Source organism: Caldicellulosiruptor sp. F32, from assembly GCF_000404025.1.
Classification (GTDB): Bacteria; Bacillota; Thermoanaerobacteria; order Caldicellulosiruptorales; family Caldicellulosiruptoraceae; genus Caldicellulosiruptor; species Caldicellulosiruptor saccharolyticus.
Map to the genome: position 1 here is coordinate 40,454 of NZ_APGP01000120.1, position 16,363 is coordinate 56,816.

Genomic DNA, 16,363 nt, shown 5'->3' on the forward strand with positions numbered 1-16,363 from the left:
AGGAAGTGAGATGATTTGAGTATATTAGAAAAAGTAAACTATCCTGAGGACATAAAAAAGCTCAGTATATCAGAATTATATACTTTATCTGAAGAGGTAAGAGAATTTTTATTATATAACATTGCCAATACGGGTGGGCATTTAGCAGCAAATTTAGGTGTTGTGGAACTTACACTGGCACTTTTGTATATATTTAATCCGCCTGAGGACAAAATTGTATGGGATGTGGGTCATCAGTGCTATGTGTATAAGATTTTGACAGGAAGGAAAGAAAAGTTTGCTACTTTGCGAAAATTAGGGGGGTTGAGTGGTTTTCCAAAGTCAAAAGAAAGTATCTATGACTCATTTGACACAGGACACAGTTCAACTTCTATTTCAGTTGCGTTAGGATTTGCTATTGCTCGTGACCTAAATCACAAAGATTATAATGTAATTGCTGTAATAGGAGATGGAGCGTTGACAGGTGGGCTTGCATATGAGGGGCTTAACAATGCTGGAAGGTATAACGGAAAACTTCTTGTAATATTAAATGACAATCAAATGTCAATCTCAAAAAATGTTGGCGCGATTGCTAAGTATTTGTCTAAGGTTAGAACACAGCCCAGGTATTTTAAACTAAAAAAAGCTACCGATGAATTGGTTGCAAATATACCCTTTGTTGGAGAAAAACTTAATCAATTGGTAAGAAAACTAAAAGGTGGTCTTAAATATATACTTTTTCCGGGTATGCTTTTTGAAGCTCTAGGCTTTGAATATTATGGACCGATTGACGGACATGACATAAAGAAGATGTGTGAAGTTTTTGAAAATGTTAAAAATTTGACAAAACCTGTTTTGGTTCATATTGTCACACAGAAAGGAAAAGGATATGAACATGCTGAAAGGTTCCCTGAAAAGTATCATGGTGTTCCACCATTTGACATAGAGACAGGCAATCATTTAACAGATACAAATTCCAAAAGTTTTTCAGAAGTATTAGGAGACAAGTTATGCGAACTTGCAAAGGAAAATCAAAAGATTGTGGGAATAACGGCTGCTATGCCTGATGGAACAGGGCTTACTAAGTTTGCGAAGATGTATCCAGAGCGATTTTTTGATGTTGGGATTGCCGAAGAACATGCTGTGACGTTTGCAGCAGCCCTTGCAAAGGAAGGTTTCAAACCATTTGTGGCAATATATTCTACATTTCTACAACGAGCATTTGACCAAATTATTCACGATGTGTGTCTTCAAAACTTGAATGTGGTATTTTGTGTAGACCGGGCAGGACTTGTTGGCGAAGATGGCGAGACACATCACGGCAGCTTTGATATATCGTATTTGACATTAATACCAAACTTAACAGTGATGGCTCCAAAGGATACAAAAGAGTTTGAAATGATGTTAGACTTTGCCGCAGCATACCATGATGGACCTATTGCAATAAGGTATCCAAGAGGAACAACCAAGATTGTTGGGGTTTATGAACCAATTTTATTTGGCAAGTCTGAAATATTAGTAGAAGGCAGTAATTTGGCTATTTTTACAGTTGGAAGACATGTTTCAATGTTGTATGATATTATTAAAGAAAACAATTTGAACATAACGCTGATAAATGTAAGATTTTTAAAACCTTTAGATGCTAAATTTATAGAAAAAATAGCAAAAACTCACAGGAAAATATTAATTGTTGAAGATAATACTGTAGTTGGTGGTCTTGGCGAAAAAATAAAGGGTATCATTGGTGAAATCAATAGCAAGAATTTGGTAAAACATATTGGACTTCCGGACAGATTCGTTCAGCACGGGTCAATTAGTGAACTTTATTCTTTGCTTGGTTTAGACAAAGAGAATTTGAAAAATGCCATTATGGAGTTGATAGTAAATTGAAAAAGAGAGCAGATATTTTGCTTGTTGAGAAAGGTTTTGCAGAGTCACGCGAAAAAGCAAAAGCACTTATCTTGAGTGGAAATGTCTATGTGAACAATCAAAAGATTGAAAAGGCTGGAGAGCTAATTGATTGTAATGCTCAGATTGTAGTAAAAGAACAACTTAAGTATGTGAGCAGAGGCGGACTTAAACTTGAAAAGGCATTGAATTTTTTTAGTATAGATGTCTCAGGAAAAATTGCCTTAGACATTGGAGCATCTACAGGTGGGTTTACAGACTGCCTTTTGCAGCATGGTGCAAAGAAAGTTTACTGTGTTGATGTTGGCTATGGCCAGCTTGCATGGAAGCTAAGAGAAGATCAAAGAGTTATCAATTTTGAGAAAACAAATTTTAGGTATTTTGAGAGAGAAAAGATACCTGATAGAATTGATATAGTTGTATGTGATGTTTCATTCATCTCATTGACGCTTATAGCACATAAAATAAAGGAGTTTATGGAAAAAGGTACTGAAGGCATTTTGCTAATAAAGCCTCAATTTGAAGCAGGAAGGAAGGAGGTTGGGAAAAAAGGAGTCGTAAGGTCAAGTCAAACACATGTTCGTGTTATTAAAAAGGTGATTGATTGTTATTTCTCCTTAGGTATTAGCATAAAAGGCTTGACGTACTCTCCTATTAAAGGTCCAGAAGGAAACATTGAATATTTACTTTGCCTCAAACAAGAAGATTTTCCGCAAAATGTATTAACAGAAGGTAAGGTGCAAGAGGTTGTCAGTGAAGCTTTTGAATCTTTAGGAGGAAAAAGAATATGAAGTTGGATGGAGGTTTTTAAAGTTATGAAATTATCAAAAATAAAAGATCTTTTAAAATGTAAGGTTTTTTTTGAGCCTCAAGAACTTTCTGAAGAAGAATTTTTAAATGCTTGTGGTTCTGATTTGATGAGTGATGTTTTAGCCTTTGTAAAGGAAAAGGTAATTCTACTTACTGGTCTTGTCAATCCTCAGGTTATTCGTACAGCTGAAATGATGGATATAAAGGCTGTTATAATTGTTCGTGGAAAGCAACCCTCAGAAGAGATGTTGAAGTTGGCAAAAGAAAAATGCATAGCTCTTTACTCTACAGACTTTCCAATGTTTCAGGCATGTGGAATACTCTATGAAAATGGGTTGGGAAAAGAAAGGTGCTGAAAAGATGCTGCTTTCAATGGAGTTTGACATCAAAGCTGGAGATTTTGTATTAGCTGGAGAGGCCTCAAGCAAGATTAAGGATGCTTTAAAAAAGTTGGGAGTTAAGCCTGAAATTTTGAAAAAGGTTGCCATCATTTCATACGAAGCAGAGATGAATATTGTTATACATTCTGTAGGTGGAATTTTGAAAGCCATCATCTCAAAAGACAAGATTGAAATAATTGCTGAAGACAGAGGCCCTGGAATAGAGAATGTTGAACTTGCAATGATGGAAGGGTACTCGACAGCTCCTGAAGAAATAAGAAACTTAGGATTTGGCGCGGGTATGGGTCTTCCTAATATGAAAAAATATTCTGATCATTTTGAGATTGAGTCCCAAAAAGGCAGTGGAACAAGGGTGTATATGGTCGTGTTCAACAAATAATTTAAATTATCTTAATATTCTTTTAAGGAAGTGAATTTTAAAATGCCTTTTAATCTGCATTCGATAATGCTTGACAGAGAGAAGTGCAGAGGGTGTACAAATTGTATTAAAAAGTGTCCAACAGAAGCAATAAGAGTGAGAAGTTCAAAAGCCAGAATTATCGATCAAAGATGTATAGACTGTGGTGAGTGTATACGAACATGCCCGTATCACGCAAAATATGCTGTAACAAATAGTTTAGATGATATAAAAAAATACGAATATAAAGTTGCTCTACCAGCACCCTCATTTTATGCTCAATTTGAAACAGATGATATCAATAAACTATTACATGCATTGTTAGAAATAGGATTTGACGACATATTTGAAGTGGCAAAAGCAGCAGAGATTGTAACAGAGTTTACAAAGGAGTTTATTTCAAAAAAGAGAGATAAAAGACCCATAATTTCTTCTGCCTGCCCAGCAGTGGTAAGGCTTATCCAGACAAAATTCCCAGATTTGATTGATAATATCCTCCCACTTGCTTCTCCAATGGAGGTTGCTGCCCACCTCGCAAAAAAGAGAATAAACAAGCAAAAAGGCATTGAGATGGATAGGATAGGTGCTTTTTTCATCTCACCTTGTGCAGCAAAGATGACTTACGTAAACTTGCCTCTTGGATTTGAAAAGTCATATGTTGATGGAGTAATTGCTATCAAAGATATCTATGGACTTGTTAGAAGCAAGCTAAAAAGTATAAAAGATGCGAAGCCTATTTCTATTGCATCCGGAAAAGGAATTGGATGGGCAGCCTCTGGTGGAGAAAGTTTAGCTTTGGGAATTGATGAGTATGTAAATGTGGATGGGATTCATAATGTTATAAAGGTTTTGGAAGAGATTGAGAATGGAAGGCTGAATAATATTATTTACTTTGAAGGACTTGCATGTAGTGGAGGTTGTGTTGGTGGGCCGTTGACGGTAGAAAATCCATATGTTGCCAAGAATAGAATCAAAAAGTGGTCTTCTAAACTTGCAGACAAAGCTCAAATGTTAGAAGAAAATACTCGAAAAATTGTCAATGACGTTGGAATAAAGATGGAAGACCTTTTGTTTAGAAAAGAATTGGAGGCAAACCCTGTATTAGAACTTGATTCTGACATCGAAGAGGCTATGAAAAAGTATGAGAGAGTAAATGAGATATTAAAAATTTTGCCTGGTTTGGACTGTGGCGCATGTGGTTCTCCAACATGCAAAACCCTTGCAGAGGACATAGTCAGAGGCTTGGCAAACGATACAGATTGTATCTTTATCCTTCGTGAAAATATTAAAGAGCTTGCAAATAAAATGGTTGAGCTTTCGAATAAACTACCACCATCACTTGAAAGGGATGAGGAATAAATGCCAAGAGTTGCGTACCTAAGAAAATATTTTAACCTTGTGAATGATGTTATTAGAGATAATGATGTGTATGAAAATGTGTATATTGGAGATGTTTTAAGCTTTGCAATTTCACATATCAAAGACAATAGCATTTGGATTACAATTCAGAACAATATAAATGTCATTGCAGTGGCAACTTTGAGAGATGTGAAGGCTATCATATTAACAGAAGGAGTAAAGCCAGATGCCAATATGCTTCAAAAATCTAAACAGGAAAATATTCCTATTTTCACAACCGAGCTTTCTCATTTTGAGACTGCAAAATTACTAATTCTTCAAGAGAAGGAAGGTCAAAATGAAACTTTATTATGACCTGCATATTCACTCTGCACTCTCACCCTGTGCTGACAATGACATGACCCCAAATAATATAATAAACATGGCAAAGATAAAGGGACTAAATGTAATTTCCATAACAGACCATAATTCTACATTGAATTTAAAAGAGTTCTCAGAGGTTGCAAAACATCTTGGGATTTTATTTATCCCTGGTGTTGAGATAGAAACTTGTGAAGAAGTCCATGTTCTTTTATATTTCAAAGATTTCTCTGTAGTGGAAGAGTTTCAAGAGATTATTGAAGAAAATCTTCCAAACGTAGCCTTGAGAGAGGATATATATGGAAATCAGTTCTTAGTGGACAAGGAAGACAATATTGTCGGAAGCTACGAAAAACTCCTGCTACAACCACTGAATTTAAGTATATCTCAAGTTTATGAAATTTCAAAGTTTTACAATATGATTTTTGTTCCAGCTCATATCAATAGACAATCCTATGGAATAATTGGAAGGCTGGGGACATTACCAGATGAACTAAAAGATGTTTCAATTCTTGAAGTCTCAAAAGTCAACGAATTTGAATTTTCAAAGTTTTTGCCGAAAGATAGCAGGTATATCTTTTTACACTCCTCTGATGCACATCATCTGTGGGATATTAACGAAAAGGAATTTTTTATTGAAAGTGATATACTGTATACAATATTTTTCAAGTAAATTCTCCAAAATTTATACTTCATTTATACCCTATTATATGTTACAATAGTGAAAGTAGGTGTAATTGAATATGTTAAATTTCTAACAATAGAAGGGGGATGCGATTTAATGTCTTGTTGCCAAGGCAAAAATCTGACCGAGGAAAATTTCAAAAAACTTGATGAAATTATTGAAAAAAACAAATCAAGAAGAGGTGCTCTAATTCCTGTTTTGCATGAGGCACAAGAGCTATTTGGATACTTGCCATACGAGGTACAAAAGAGAATTGCAGAGGGTCTGAACATACCAATGGCAGAGGTTTATGGGGTAGCAACATTTTATACAAGGTTTACATTAAAACCAACAGGGGATCACAAGATTAGTGTATGCATGGGAACTGCTTGCTATGTAAAAGGTGCAGATAAAATTTTGGAGAAATTAAAAGAGCTATTAAAGATTGACGTTGGTGGCACAACTGAAGATGGGAAATTCTCTATTGAAGCAACAAGATGCTTAGGAGCTTGTGGACTTGCACCTGTTGTTGTAATTGATAACACTGTCTATGGGAAATTAGCACCTGAAGATATTGAAAATATCTTGTCAAGATATTAACTTAACAAAATGTCTGTGTGATAAGAATAAAATAGGGTGATTTGGTTGAACGAACTTTCACTTTATATCCTTGACCTTGTGCAAAATTCAATTGAAGCTGGGGCAACGTTTGTCAAGATTGAGATTGTCGAAGATTTAGAAAATGATATATTTTCGATCTCGATTGAAGACAATGGGAGAGGTATACCAAAAGAGTTAATAAATGAGGTGACAAATCCTTTTTATACTACAAGGAAGACAAGAAAGGTAGGACTTGGTTTGGCACTTGCCTCACAGCTTGCAAAAGACTGTAATGGAAAGCTTTTTATTGAGTCATCTGAAAATGGCACAAAAGTAAAAATTAAGCTTCAGCATTCGCACATTGACAGGCCACCACTTGGAAATATTGTTGATACTCTCCTACTTTTGATATGTGGTGCGCCAGATGTGGATTTTGTTTATGTGCACAGAGCTGACAAAAAAGAGTTTGTTTTTGATACAAATAAGCTAAAAAGTGTTCTTGGAGATGATGTACCTCTCAATTTGCCAAGTGTACAAGAGTTTATTAAGGAAGAGCTCTCAAGAGGGTTATCAAATTTATTTGGAGGTGCGAATTTCAATGATTAAGTCTATTCAGGAACTTGAAGAGATAAGAAAAAAGGCATTGGAAGAGCTTGAATTTAGAAAACAGCAAGGAGAGGGAATCAGAATAGTAGTTGGTATGGCAACATGTGGAATAGCAGCAGGTGCAAGACCTGTTATGCTAAAGTTTGTTGAGGAGATTCAAAAAAGAAATCTTAAGAATGTAACAGTTGTTCAGACTGGCTGTATAGGTCTTTGCAAATATGAGCCAATTGTAGAAGTATATGAGCCAAACAAAGAGAAGGTAACATATGTAAAAATGACACCTGAAAAAGTTTCAAAAGTTGTTGCTGAGCATATTGTGAATGGAAAGCCAGTTTATGAATACACAATTGGCTATGAAGAAAATAAAGAAGCAAACAAATAAAAGGGAGGTAAGCAATAATGCCATTATATAGAGCACATGTTCTTGTATGTGGTGGGACAGGTTGTACATCAGGTGGGTCAGACAAGATATATGATGCATTTTTGAAAGAGATAGAAAATTTCAACTTAAAAGATGAGGTTCAAGTAATTCGTACGGGATGTTTTGGACTTTGTGCAGAAGGTCCGATTGTCATTGTCTATCCCGAAGGTGCATTCTATAGTAAGGTTGCAGACTCTGATGTAAAAGAGATTGTGGAAGAACATCTTTTAAAAGGAAGAATAGTAAAAAGGCTTTTGTATAAAGAGTCACTTGAAGAAGGCCAGATAAGGTCCTTAAATGAAGTCAAGTTCTACAAAAAGCAGATGCGAATTGCTCTTAGAAACTGCGGTGTTATAAATCCAGAAAACATTGAAGAGTATATAGCATACGACGGATACAAAGCTTTAGCAAAGGTCTTGACAGAGATGACTCCAGAGCAGGTAATTGACTGGGTAAAAAGGTCGGGCTTAAGAGGAAGAGGTGGCGGTGGATTCCCAACAGGTTTGAAATGGGAATTTGCAGCAAAAGCACCAGGTGATGTTAAGTATGTTGTCTGCAATGCTGACGAAGGTGACCCTGGTGCGTACATGGATAGGAGCATCTTAGAGGGTGACCCACATTCTGTTATTGAGGCTATGGCAATTGCTGGTTATGCAATTGGCTCAAAACAAGGCTATGTTTACGTCAGGGCTGAATATCCGCTGGCTGTCAAGAGACTTGAGATTGCGATAAACCAGGCAAGAGAGTATGGGCTTCTGGGCAAGAATATTTTGGGAACAGACTTTGAATTTGATATAGAGATAAGACTTGGTGCTGGTGCATTTGTTTGCGGTGAGGAGACAGCTTTAATGACATCAATTGAAGGTCATCGTGGAGAGCCAAGACCAAGACCACCATTCCCAGCTGTAAAGGGACTTTGGAGCAAACCAACACTTTTGAACAATGTTGAGACGTATGCAAATATTCCTGTGATAATCCTCAAAGGACCAGAGTGGTTTGCATCAATCGGAACAGAAAAGAGCAAGGGTACAAAGGTATTTGCACTTGTTGGAAAGGTCAACAACACAGGACTTATTGAAGTTCCAATGGGGACAACTGTAAGAGAAATAGTCGAAGACATTGGCGGTGGAATACCAGGTGGTAAGAAATTCAAAGCTGTTCAGACAGGTGGACCATCTGGTGGATGCATTCCTGCATCACTTATGGATACACCAATTGACTTTGACTCACTCACAGCTCTTGGTACAATGATGGGTTCTGGTGGCATGATTGTAATGGATGAAGATACCTGTATGGTTGATATAGCAAAGTTCTTCTTAGAGTTCACAGTTGATGAGTCATGTGGAAAGTGTCCACCATGTAGAATAGGAACAAGAAGAATGCTTGAGATTTTGCAAAAGATTACAAGTGGAAACGGGACAGAAGAGGATTTAGAGAAGTTAGAAGAGCTTGCATATTCAATTAAGGACAGCGCTCTTTGTGGACTTGGTCAGACAGCACCAAATCCAGTTTTGAGTACACTCAGATACTTTAGAGATGAATATGAAGCACATGTCAAAGAAAAGAGATGTCCAGCAGGGGCATGTAAGGCACTTTTAAGAATTGTAATTGACAAAGATCTTTGCAAAGGCTGTGGTATCTGTGCTAAGAACTGTCCTGCAAATGCTATAACTGGGCAGATTAAAAAGCCGTTTGAGATTGATCAAGAAAAGTGTATTAAGTGTGGAGTATGTATAGAAAAATGTCCATTCAAAGCAATCTCTAAGAAGGCTTAAGAAGGAGGGTACAACAAATGGAGATGGTGAATATAACAATAGATGGCAAGAAACTTCAGGTACCAAAGGACTACACTGTTTTGCAAGCAGCACGTGAGGCAGGAGTTGAAATTCCAACCCTTTGTTACTTAAAAGGTATAAATGAGATTGGCGCTTGTAGGATGTGTGTTGTTGAAATAAAAGGTGCAAGGAGCTTGCAAGCAGCTTGTGTTTATCCTGTGTCAGAAGGTATGGAGGTTATCACAAACAGTGAAAGAGTAAGAAGAGCAAGAAAGGTTAATCTTGAGCTGATTTTGTCCAACCATGACAGAAACTGCTTAACATGTATAAGGAGTGGCAATTGTGAACTTCAAAGACTGGCTGAGGATTTAAACGTAAAGCAGATAAGATATGAAGGTGAAAATATAAGACGGCCACTTGACGACTTTTCACCTTCAATTGTTAGAGACCCGAACAAATGTGTACTTTGCAAAAGATGTATTAATGTATGTAGAAATGTCCAAGAAGTTGGTGTTATAAATGCAAACTATAGAGGTTTCAGAACAGTTGTCTCAACAGCGTTTGACAGAAGTTTAAATGATGTTGCATGTACAATGTGTGGTCAGTGTATCCAAGCATGCCCTGTCGGGGCACTTCGTGAAAAGGATTCTACTGACATCGTATGGAAGGCTTTGGCTGATAAGAACAAATATGTTGTTGTTCAAACAGCACCAGCTGTAAGAGTTGCGCTTGGTGAGGAATTTGGTCTTCCGATTGGGACCCGTGTGACAGGTAAGATGGTAACAGCTCTTAAGATGCTTGGATTTGACAAGGTATTTGACACAGACACAGGTGCAGACCTTACAATCATGGAAGAAGGCACAGAGCTTATAAATAGAATCAAAAATGGTGGGAAGCTTCCGCTTATTACTTCATGCTCACCTGGATGGATAAAATTCTGTGAACACTACTTCCCAGAATTCTTAGACAATTTATCAACTTGCAAATCTCCACATGAGATGTTTGGAGCAATTTTGAAGACATACTATGCGCAGAAGATGGGAATTGATCCTGCTAACATGTTTGTAGTCTCCATAATGCCATGCACAGCCAAAAAGTTTGAAGCGCAAAGAGAAGAGCTTGCAGCAAGTGGATATCCTGATGTAGATGCTGTGCTGACAACAAGAGAACTTGCTCGGATGATAAAGGAAGCAGGAATAGATTTTGTTAACCTGCCAGACAATCATTTTGACGATCCAATGGGTGATGCAACAGGTGCAGGTGTCATTTTTGGCACAACAGGTGGTGTAATGGAAGCAGCACTTAGAACAGTATACGAGATTTTGACAGGGAAGCCACTTGAAAATGTAGAAATTACACAGGTTCGTGGTTTGGAAGGAATTAGAGAGGCAGAAATTGATGTTGGTACAATGAAGATAAAGGCTGCAGTTGCACACGGGCTTGCTAATGCAAAGAAACTGCTTGAGATGGTTAAAAACGGTGAAAAGGAATATCACTTTATAGAAATCATGGCATGTCCTGGTGGTTGTATAATGGGCGGTGGCCAGCCAATTATCCCAGCAAAGGTAAGAGAAAGGGTAGATGTTGCAAAACTCAGAGCAAGTGCTATATATGACGAGGATAGGTCACTGCCAATAAGAAAGTCTCATGAAAATCCAACTATTAAGAGACTTTACGATGAATTCTTAGAACATCCAAATAGTGAAAAAGCACATCATATACTTCATACACATTACAAAAGAAGACCATTGTATTAAAAAGGAGCCATAAGAATATCTTACAATTTCCTGGAAGAAGCTGGTTTGTTCATTTGCCAGCTTCTTTTTTTATCGAAAGTTATTTTTTTTGCAACATTTAAATGATATAATAAATTATCAGAGGTCTCAATTTTACCACAAACTAAAAGTGAGGTTATAATTTCAAAAAAAAGCGAAAGGGGTTATATTTCGAAATTGAAGAAAGTGATACTTGCATCTTCTTCCCCACGGCGAATAGAACTTTTAAAACAATTTGGAATAAAGTTTGATATAGTTCCTTCAAATGTAGATGAAATTATTGACCCTGACTTACCACCAGAGAAAAATGCGATGAATTTAGCTAAGAAAAAAGCTGAAGAGGTTTTCAGGAGGCTTGGTGAGAGTGCAAAAGATTCTTTAATAATTTCAGCCGATACAATTGTTTTCATAGAAGGCACTATTCTTGGCAAACCATCAAATGAAGAGGAAGCTTTTTACATGTTAAAAAAGATAAGCGCCAAACGCCATACAGTTTTTACAGGTGTCTGCATAATTGATGATAGTTGTCGCCAAATTTTAGTTGACTTTGAAAAAAGTTATGTTTATATAAAACAGATGAGTGACGAAGAGATATTAAGATATATAAAGACAGGTGAACCTTTTGACAAGGCAGGAGCATACGCGATTCAAGGTTTTGGAAGTTTGATAGTTGAAAAGGTAGAGGGTTGTTTTTACAATGTTGTTGGTCTTCCCCTGTACAAGCTAAACACCATGCTACAAAAATTAGGATATGACTTGATGAAAGGAGAGTTATAATGGGATTATTAAAGTCGCTTTATAGAGATTTAGGAATTGACTTGGGCACAGCAAATACATTGGTTCATTTACGTGGCAAGGGCATTGTTGTAAACGAGCCTTCTGTTGTTGCTGTTCAAAAGGATACAGGAAAAATTTTAGCGGTTGGCAATGAAGCAAAAGAAATGATTGGAAGAACACCTGGAAATATTGTAGCTATCAGACCGCTAAAAGATGGAGTTATTGCGGATTTTTATACAACTCAGGTTATGCTAAAATACTTTATAGAAAAAGCATACAAAAAATCTTTGTTGGGTCTTAAGCCACGAGTGGTTATTTGTGTCCCATCAGGAGTGACTGAGGTTGAAAGAAGAGCAGTAGAGGAATCAGCATATAAAGCAGGTGCAAAAGAGGTTTATATAATGGAAGAGCCAATGGCAGCAGCAATTGGTGCTGGTCTTCCGATTGACGAGCCAGCAGGGAGTATGGTGGTTGATATTGGCGGTGGGACTTCTGAGGTTGCAGTAATCTCGCTTGGTGGTATTGTGACCAGCAAATCTTTGAGAATTGCTGGTGATGAGTTTGATGAAGCTATTTCAAATTATATAAAGAAAGAATACAATCTTATGATTGGTGATAGAACAGCAGAAGAAATAAAAATAAAAATTGGCTCAGCATATCCATTGGAAAAAGAAGAATGGTATGAAATTAAAGGGAGAGACTTAATAACTGGCCTTCCAAAGACAATAAAGGTTTCTTCATCTGAGATACGGGATGCCTTAAGAGAACCTGTTATGGCAATAGTTGATGCAATTAAACAGACCCTTGAGAAGACTCCTCCTGAGCTTGCAGCAGACATTATGGAAAGGGGGATAATGTTAACAGGTGGAGGAGCACTTTTAAAAGGGCTTGATAAGCTAATTAAGCAAGAGACAGGTTTGCCTGTTCACATAGCAGAAAGACCACTTGACTGTGTTGCGCTTGGAGCAGGAAAGGCGTTAGAAGAGCTTGAAACATTGCAGAAGGTTATGATTAATAGGAGCTCAAGATAGTGGAGGATGAAATGTTTTGAAAAAGAATGTTTTCATTGCAATAATTATTATAGTGTCTTTTTTGTTTAGCATTATTGCAACTATAATTTCTATCCAAAACTATGGCTCAAATATAATTTCGAAAAAGATGAAAGATGGCTATGTTCCTGTCAATTCTAAGGTTGTTAAAATAATTAGAAGTATAAAGGAATATATAAATGGTATTACACATTTGAATCAGATTATTGCCGAAAATAAACATTTAAAAGAACAGCTTGACAAACTAAGCACTGATAGAGTAACAATTGAAGAAATAAAAAGTGAAAACAAAAAGTTAAAAGAACTTCTTGGGCTTAAAAATCAAATTGAAACAGCTGCTGATTATGAAGTGGCACGGGTCACACTCAGGTCGTCTGAGGGGTGGTTAAGTTATTTTATTATAGACAAAGGTTTGAAAGATGGAATTAGAAAGAATATGGTGGTTGTAAACAACCGAGGCTTAGTTGGTAGTATTGTTGACTGTGGCCTGAATTGGGCAAAGGTTGAGACTTTATTAGATGCAGATTTCTCGGCATCTGCCATGGTTGTAAGAACAAGGGATATTGGAGTTGTAAGGGGAAATCTTAACCTTATGGGAAAAGGGCTTTGTGAACTGAAATATGTTTCAAAAGATTCGAAGGTCAAAGTAAATGATGTTGTCATTACATCTGGAATGGGTGAGATATTTCCAAAAGGCATTGTTATAGGAAAGATTGTCCAAATAAAAAATGACAAGTTTGAACTTACGAAGAACATACTAATAAAGCCTGCAGTAGATATCGAAAATATAGAGTATGTCATGGTACTAAAAAAAGTAAAAGGTATAAATTTTTCGGTAGGTGTTAGGTGAATTGTTTAAAAATAAGGTAATATTATACGGTGCAAATATAATTGGAGCGACTGTGCTGCAGACGGTTTTACAAGAAATTGTGTATATAAAGGGAAATTCAATATTATTGTACATTCCACTTCTTGTGTGTAATGTAATTTTTTTTGAGTTTACTGATGCTCTAATTGCAAATATGATTTTAATTTTTATATTTTGTTCCATATTTACCAACAGCTTTTTTATAGATGTCTTCCTAATGGTTGCGCTCCTATTTGTAAACAAACGATTAAAAGAGAGGATCTATTTGGAGAGAATAGAAATCTTTTTAATCTATCTTTTCAGCTTTTTGCTGTCTAAAAATCTTTTACAGTATTTAATAGAGAGCTATGTAAACAAAACCATACCTAATGTGTCTTTGATTTTAAGTACCTCAGTGATTCAGTTCATTTTAGACTCAATATCTGGAATATTTATTTACCTTGTTATATCAAAAGAGAGTAAATATCTTCTCAGACTTAAAAAGGGGAGAAATTTAAAAGAAGAATGAAGATATTATTCATTGAAAAATTAAGAGAAAAGAAAGTTTTCAATAGGTGGACATTTTTATACATACTTTTTATATGCATGACAACTATCTTAATTATTCGGTTAGGTTATCTTCAGATAATCAAGGGCAACTATTATTATGAGGTTTCAGAGAGAAGAATTATGCAAAAAGCAAATTTAGAGGCGCCAAGGGGAATCATCTTTGATAGAAACGGAAGGCCTCTTGCTGACAACAGACCAGCATATGTCCTGCAGATTTTAAAAACTCAGCAGCTTAGAACAGAAGAGGAGAAGAAGGAGTTTACAAGAAAGATCATTGAAATTGTTAAGATTTTAAATAAAAATAACGACAAGATATTAAATCAGTTCAAGATTGCTATAAATCCTATAAGATTTGACTTTGGTATAAATGACAAAAAACTTGCTAAAAAGGTTGAATACCAATGGAAAAAGGACAGGAATATACCTTTAAATTATACCGCTGAGCAAGCATTTAATCTTCTTAGAAAAAGGTTTTACATCCCAGACAATCTTGATTTGAACCTGACCCTTCAGGTTATGGCAATTGAGGATATGTTATTTTACAATTATTATCAGATGTACCAACCTGTTACAATAGCAATAGATATTTCAATGAAAACTATTGCACAAATAGAGGAAAGACGAAAAGAATTTTCTTTTGTCAACATAGATGTGAAGGCAGTAAGAGTTTATAAAGATGCAGTTTATAATGCTTTTGTCGTAGGAAGAGTAGGGAAAATTACACAAGAGCAATATGAAAAGTTAAGAGACAAAGGATATTCAGCAGACAGTCTCATTGGCGTTGAGGGAATAGAAAAGAAATATGAAGATTATTTGCGTGGCAAAGATGGAATACAGCTTATTGAAGTTGACAAGTTTGGGAGAATAAATAATGTCAAGGTTGAAAAAGAGCCAATAAAAGGAGCAAATATTTACCTCACAATTGATGACAAATTGCAGCAGGTTACTTATAACTCGCTCAAAAATGTATTAGAAAAAATAAGAAACGGAGAGTTTGGAGAAAGATTCCCAAAGGCAACAGCAGGAGCAGCTGTTGTGATTGATGTAAAAACAGGAAATGTCCTTGCACTCACAAGCTATCCTTCTTATGACCCAAACATATTTATAAAAGGAATTACAATAAATGAGTGGAATAAACTAATAAATGACCCTAACAGGCCAATGTTTAATAGAGCTATTGCAGGTGTTTATCCACCTGGTTCAACTTTTAAGATTTTGACGGCAATAGCAGGCTTGCAAGAAGGTGTGATAAAACCCAACGAGAAAATATTAGATACGGGCCGATACATGTACTATGCAAAATCTGGTTTTATGCCAGCTTGTTGGCTGTGGAATAGGTACCGCAGAACACACGGATGGGTAGATGTTGTCAATGCATTGAAAGTTTCGTGCAACGTGTTTTTTTATGAAACTGGTAGAAGGCTTGGAATTGACAGGATTGACAAGTATGCCAATTTGTTTGGACTGGGCGGAAAAACAAATATCCAACTTGATGGAGAGTCCAATGGTATTCTTGCAAATGAGGAAAACAAGAAGAATATATTCAACCAGCCATGGTATCCTGGTGACACAGTTTTAGCAGCAATTGGTCAGTCTATAAATGCATTTACTCCCGTTCAGATGGCTAGCTTTATTGCAACTGTTGCAAATGGCGGAACAAGGTATCAGGTAAATCTGATAGATAAAATTGTTGATGCAAATGGAAAGGTTATTTACAATTCAAAACCAAAGGTTTTGAGTAGGGTCAATATGTCGCTTGCTACAAAACAAGCAGTTTTTGAAGGGATGAAGAGTGTCACAACTGAAGAAGGAGGTACGGCAAGACAAGCGTTTAAAAATTTGCCTTTTACTGTTGCAGGAAAGACAGGTACTTCACAGTATTCTACCTCTTCGGATGCACATGGTTGGTTTGTCGGTTTTGCTCCCTACGATGATCCGCAAATTGCCTTTGCTATTGTGTTAGAAAATGGTGGACATGGTTCTTATGCTGCATATGTTGCAAGGGATATAATTGATAGCTATTTTGACTTGCAAAATGGGCAAGGCGCTACATCGCATTAAAAGG

At 36.4% G+C, this 16,363-nt stretch carries 17 protein-coding genes; all 17 read left to right on the plus strand.

Going from position 1 to position 16,363, the window contains the following annotated elements:
• The first annotated feature begins 15 nt into the window (after positions 1 to 15).
• Positions 16 to 1,869, plus strand: a complete 1,854-nt coding sequence (gene dxs, locus H964_RS11215) for a 1-deoxy-D-xylulose-5-phosphate synthase (RefSeq protein ID WP_039767700.1) — start codon at positions 16 to 18, stop codon at positions 1,867 to 1,869.
• A complete protein-coding gene (locus H964_RS11220) occupies positions 1,866 to 2,678 on the plus strand; it encodes a TlyA family RNA methyltransferase (protein WP_039767701.1) in 813 nt (270 codons plus the stop codon). The genes dxs and H964_RS11220 overlap by 4 nt, the downstream gene beginning before the upstream one ends.
• A 24-nt stretch (positions 2,679 to 2,702) precedes the next feature.
• Positions 2,703 to 3,053, plus strand: a complete 351-nt coding sequence (locus H964_RS11225; protein WP_039767782.1) for a DRTGG domain-containing protein — start codon at positions 2,703 to 2,705, stop codon at positions 3,051 to 3,053.
• A 4-nt stretch (positions 3,054 to 3,057) separates the two neighbouring features.
• Entirely contained in the window at positions 3,058 to 3,477 is a 420-nt protein-coding gene (locus H964_RS11230) for an ATP-binding protein (RefSeq protein ID WP_039767784.1), read from the plus strand.
• A 42-nt stretch (positions 3,478 to 3,519) separates the two neighbouring features.
• On the plus strand, positions 3,520 to 4,854 hold the full coding sequence (locus H964_RS11235) for a [Fe-Fe] hydrogenase large subunit C-terminal domain-containing protein (RefSeq protein ID WP_039767702.1): 1,335 nt from the start codon (positions 3,520 to 3,522) through the stop codon (positions 4,852 to 4,854).
• Positions 4,855 to 5,208, plus strand: coding sequence for a DRTGG domain-containing protein (locus H964_RS11240; protein WP_011917377.1), 354 nt, complete (start codon positions 4,855 to 4,857; stop codon positions 5,206 to 5,208).
• The gene (locus tag H964_RS11245; protein WP_039767703.1) at positions 5,192 to 5,887 is read left to right on the plus strand and encodes a PHP domain-containing protein; all 696 of its coding nucleotides are present in this window, start codon (positions 5,192 to 5,194) and stop codon (positions 5,885 to 5,887) included. The genes H964_RS11240 and H964_RS11245 overlap by 17 nt, the downstream gene beginning before the upstream one ends.
• Positions 5,888 to 5,995: 108 nt before the next feature.
• Complete coding sequence (gene nuoE / locus H964_RS11250) at positions 5,996 to 6,478, plus strand: NADH-quinone oxidoreductase subunit NuoE (RefSeq protein WP_039767704.1); 483 nt, start codon at positions 5,996 to 5,998, stop codon at positions 6,476 to 6,478.
• Between the two features lie 45 nt (positions 6,479 to 6,523).
• Positions 6,524 to 7,084 (plus strand): ATP-binding protein, encoded by a 561-nt coding sequence (locus tag H964_RS11255; protein WP_039767705.1) that lies wholly within the window; start codon positions 6,524 to 6,526, stop codon positions 7,082 to 7,084.
• On the plus strand, positions 7,077 to 7,466 hold the full coding sequence (locus H964_RS11260) for a (2Fe-2S) ferredoxin domain-containing protein (protein WP_039767706.1): 390 nt from the start codon (positions 7,077 to 7,079) through the stop codon (positions 7,464 to 7,466). The genes H964_RS11255 and H964_RS11260 overlap by 8 nt, the downstream gene beginning before the upstream one ends.
• A gap of 17 nt (positions 7,467 to 7,483) precedes the next feature.
• Entirely contained in the window at positions 7,484 to 9,280 is a 1,797-nt protein-coding gene (gene nuoF / locus H964_RS11265; protein WP_011917382.1) for an NADH-quinone oxidoreductase subunit NuoF, read from the plus strand.
• A gap of 17 nt (positions 9,281 to 9,297) precedes the next feature.
• Positions 9,298 to 11,037 (plus strand): NADH-dependent [FeFe] hydrogenase, group A6, encoded by a 1,740-nt coding sequence (locus H964_RS11270; protein WP_039767707.1) that lies wholly within the window; start codon positions 9,298 to 9,300, stop codon positions 11,035 to 11,037.
• A 186-nt stretch (positions 11,038 to 11,223) separates the two neighbouring features.
• On the plus strand, positions 11,224 to 11,832 hold the full coding sequence (locus H964_RS11275) for a Maf family protein (RefSeq protein ID WP_039767708.1): 609 nt from the start codon (positions 11,224 to 11,226) through the stop codon (positions 11,830 to 11,832).
• Positions 11,832 to 12,863: a rod shape-determining protein gene (locus tag H964_RS11280; RefSeq protein ID WP_011917385.1), complete on the plus strand. Its 1,032-nt coding sequence runs from the start codon at positions 11,832 to 11,834 to the stop codon at positions 12,861 to 12,863. Before H964_RS11275 ends, H964_RS11280 begins: the two co-directional genes overlap by 1 nt.
• 16 nt (positions 12,864 to 12,879) lie before the next feature.
• The gene (gene mreC / locus H964_RS11285) at positions 12,880 to 13,731 is read left to right on the plus strand and encodes a rod shape-determining protein MreC (RefSeq protein ID WP_039767709.1); all 852 of its coding nucleotides are present in this window, start codon (positions 12,880 to 12,882) and stop codon (positions 13,729 to 13,731) included.
• A 1-nt stretch (position 13,732) separates the two neighbouring features.
• Positions 13,733 to 14,257, plus strand: a complete 525-nt coding sequence (locus tag H964_RS11290; protein ID WP_039767710.1) for a hypothetical protein — start codon at positions 13,733 to 13,735, stop codon at positions 14,255 to 14,257.
• Positions 14,254 to 16,359 (plus strand): penicillin-binding protein 2, encoded by a 2,106-nt coding sequence (gene mrdA / locus H964_RS11295; RefSeq protein ID WP_039767711.1) that lies wholly within the window; start codon positions 14,254 to 14,256, stop codon positions 16,357 to 16,359. The genes H964_RS11290 and mrdA overlap by 4 nt, the downstream gene beginning before the upstream one ends.
• Positions 16,360 to 16,363 lie beyond the last annotated feature (4 nt).

Excerpts from the sequence above, each read along its gene's own strand:
- H964_RS11245 (WP_039767703.1), top strand. The coding sequence starts at position 5,192 with ATGAAACTTTATTATGACCTGCATATTCACTCTGCACTCTCACCCTGT.
- H964_RS11240 (WP_011917377.1), top strand. The coding sequence starts at position 4,855 with ATGCCAAGAGTTGCGTACCTAAGAAAATATTTTAACCTTGTGAATGAT.
- nuoE (WP_039767704.1), top strand. The coding sequence starts at position 5,996 with ATGTCTTGTTGCCAAGGCAAAAATCTGACCGAGGAAAATTTCAAAAAA.
- H964_RS11235 (WP_039767702.1), top strand. The coding sequence starts at position 3,520 with ATGCCTTTTAATCTGCATTCGATAATGCTTGACAGAGAGAAGTGCAGA.
- H964_RS11230 (WP_039767784.1), top strand. The coding sequence starts at position 3,058 with ATGCTGCTTTCAATGGAGTTTGACATCAAAGCTGGAGATTTTGTATTA.
- nuoF (WP_011917382.1), top strand. The coding sequence starts at position 7,484 with ATGCCATTATATAGAGCACATGTTCTTGTATGTGGTGGGACAGGTTGT.
- H964_RS11225 (WP_039767782.1), top strand. The coding sequence starts at position 2,703 with ATGAAATTATCAAAAATAAAAGATCTTTTAAAATGTAAGGTTTTTTTT.
- H964_RS11270 (WP_039767707.1), top strand. The coding sequence starts at position 9,298 with ATGGAGATGGTGAATATAACAATAGATGGCAAGAAACTTCAGGTACCA.
- H964_RS11260 (WP_039767706.1), top strand. The coding sequence starts at position 7,077 with ATGATTAAGTCTATTCAGGAACTTGAAGAGATAAGAAAAAAGGCATTG.
- H964_RS11280 (WP_011917385.1), top strand. The coding sequence starts at position 11,832 with ATGGGATTATTAAAGTCGCTTTATAGAGATTTAGGAATTGACTTGGGC.
- mrdA (WP_039767711.1), top strand. The coding sequence starts at position 14,254 with ATGAAGATATTATTCATTGAAAAATTAAGAGAAAAGAAAGTTTTCAAT.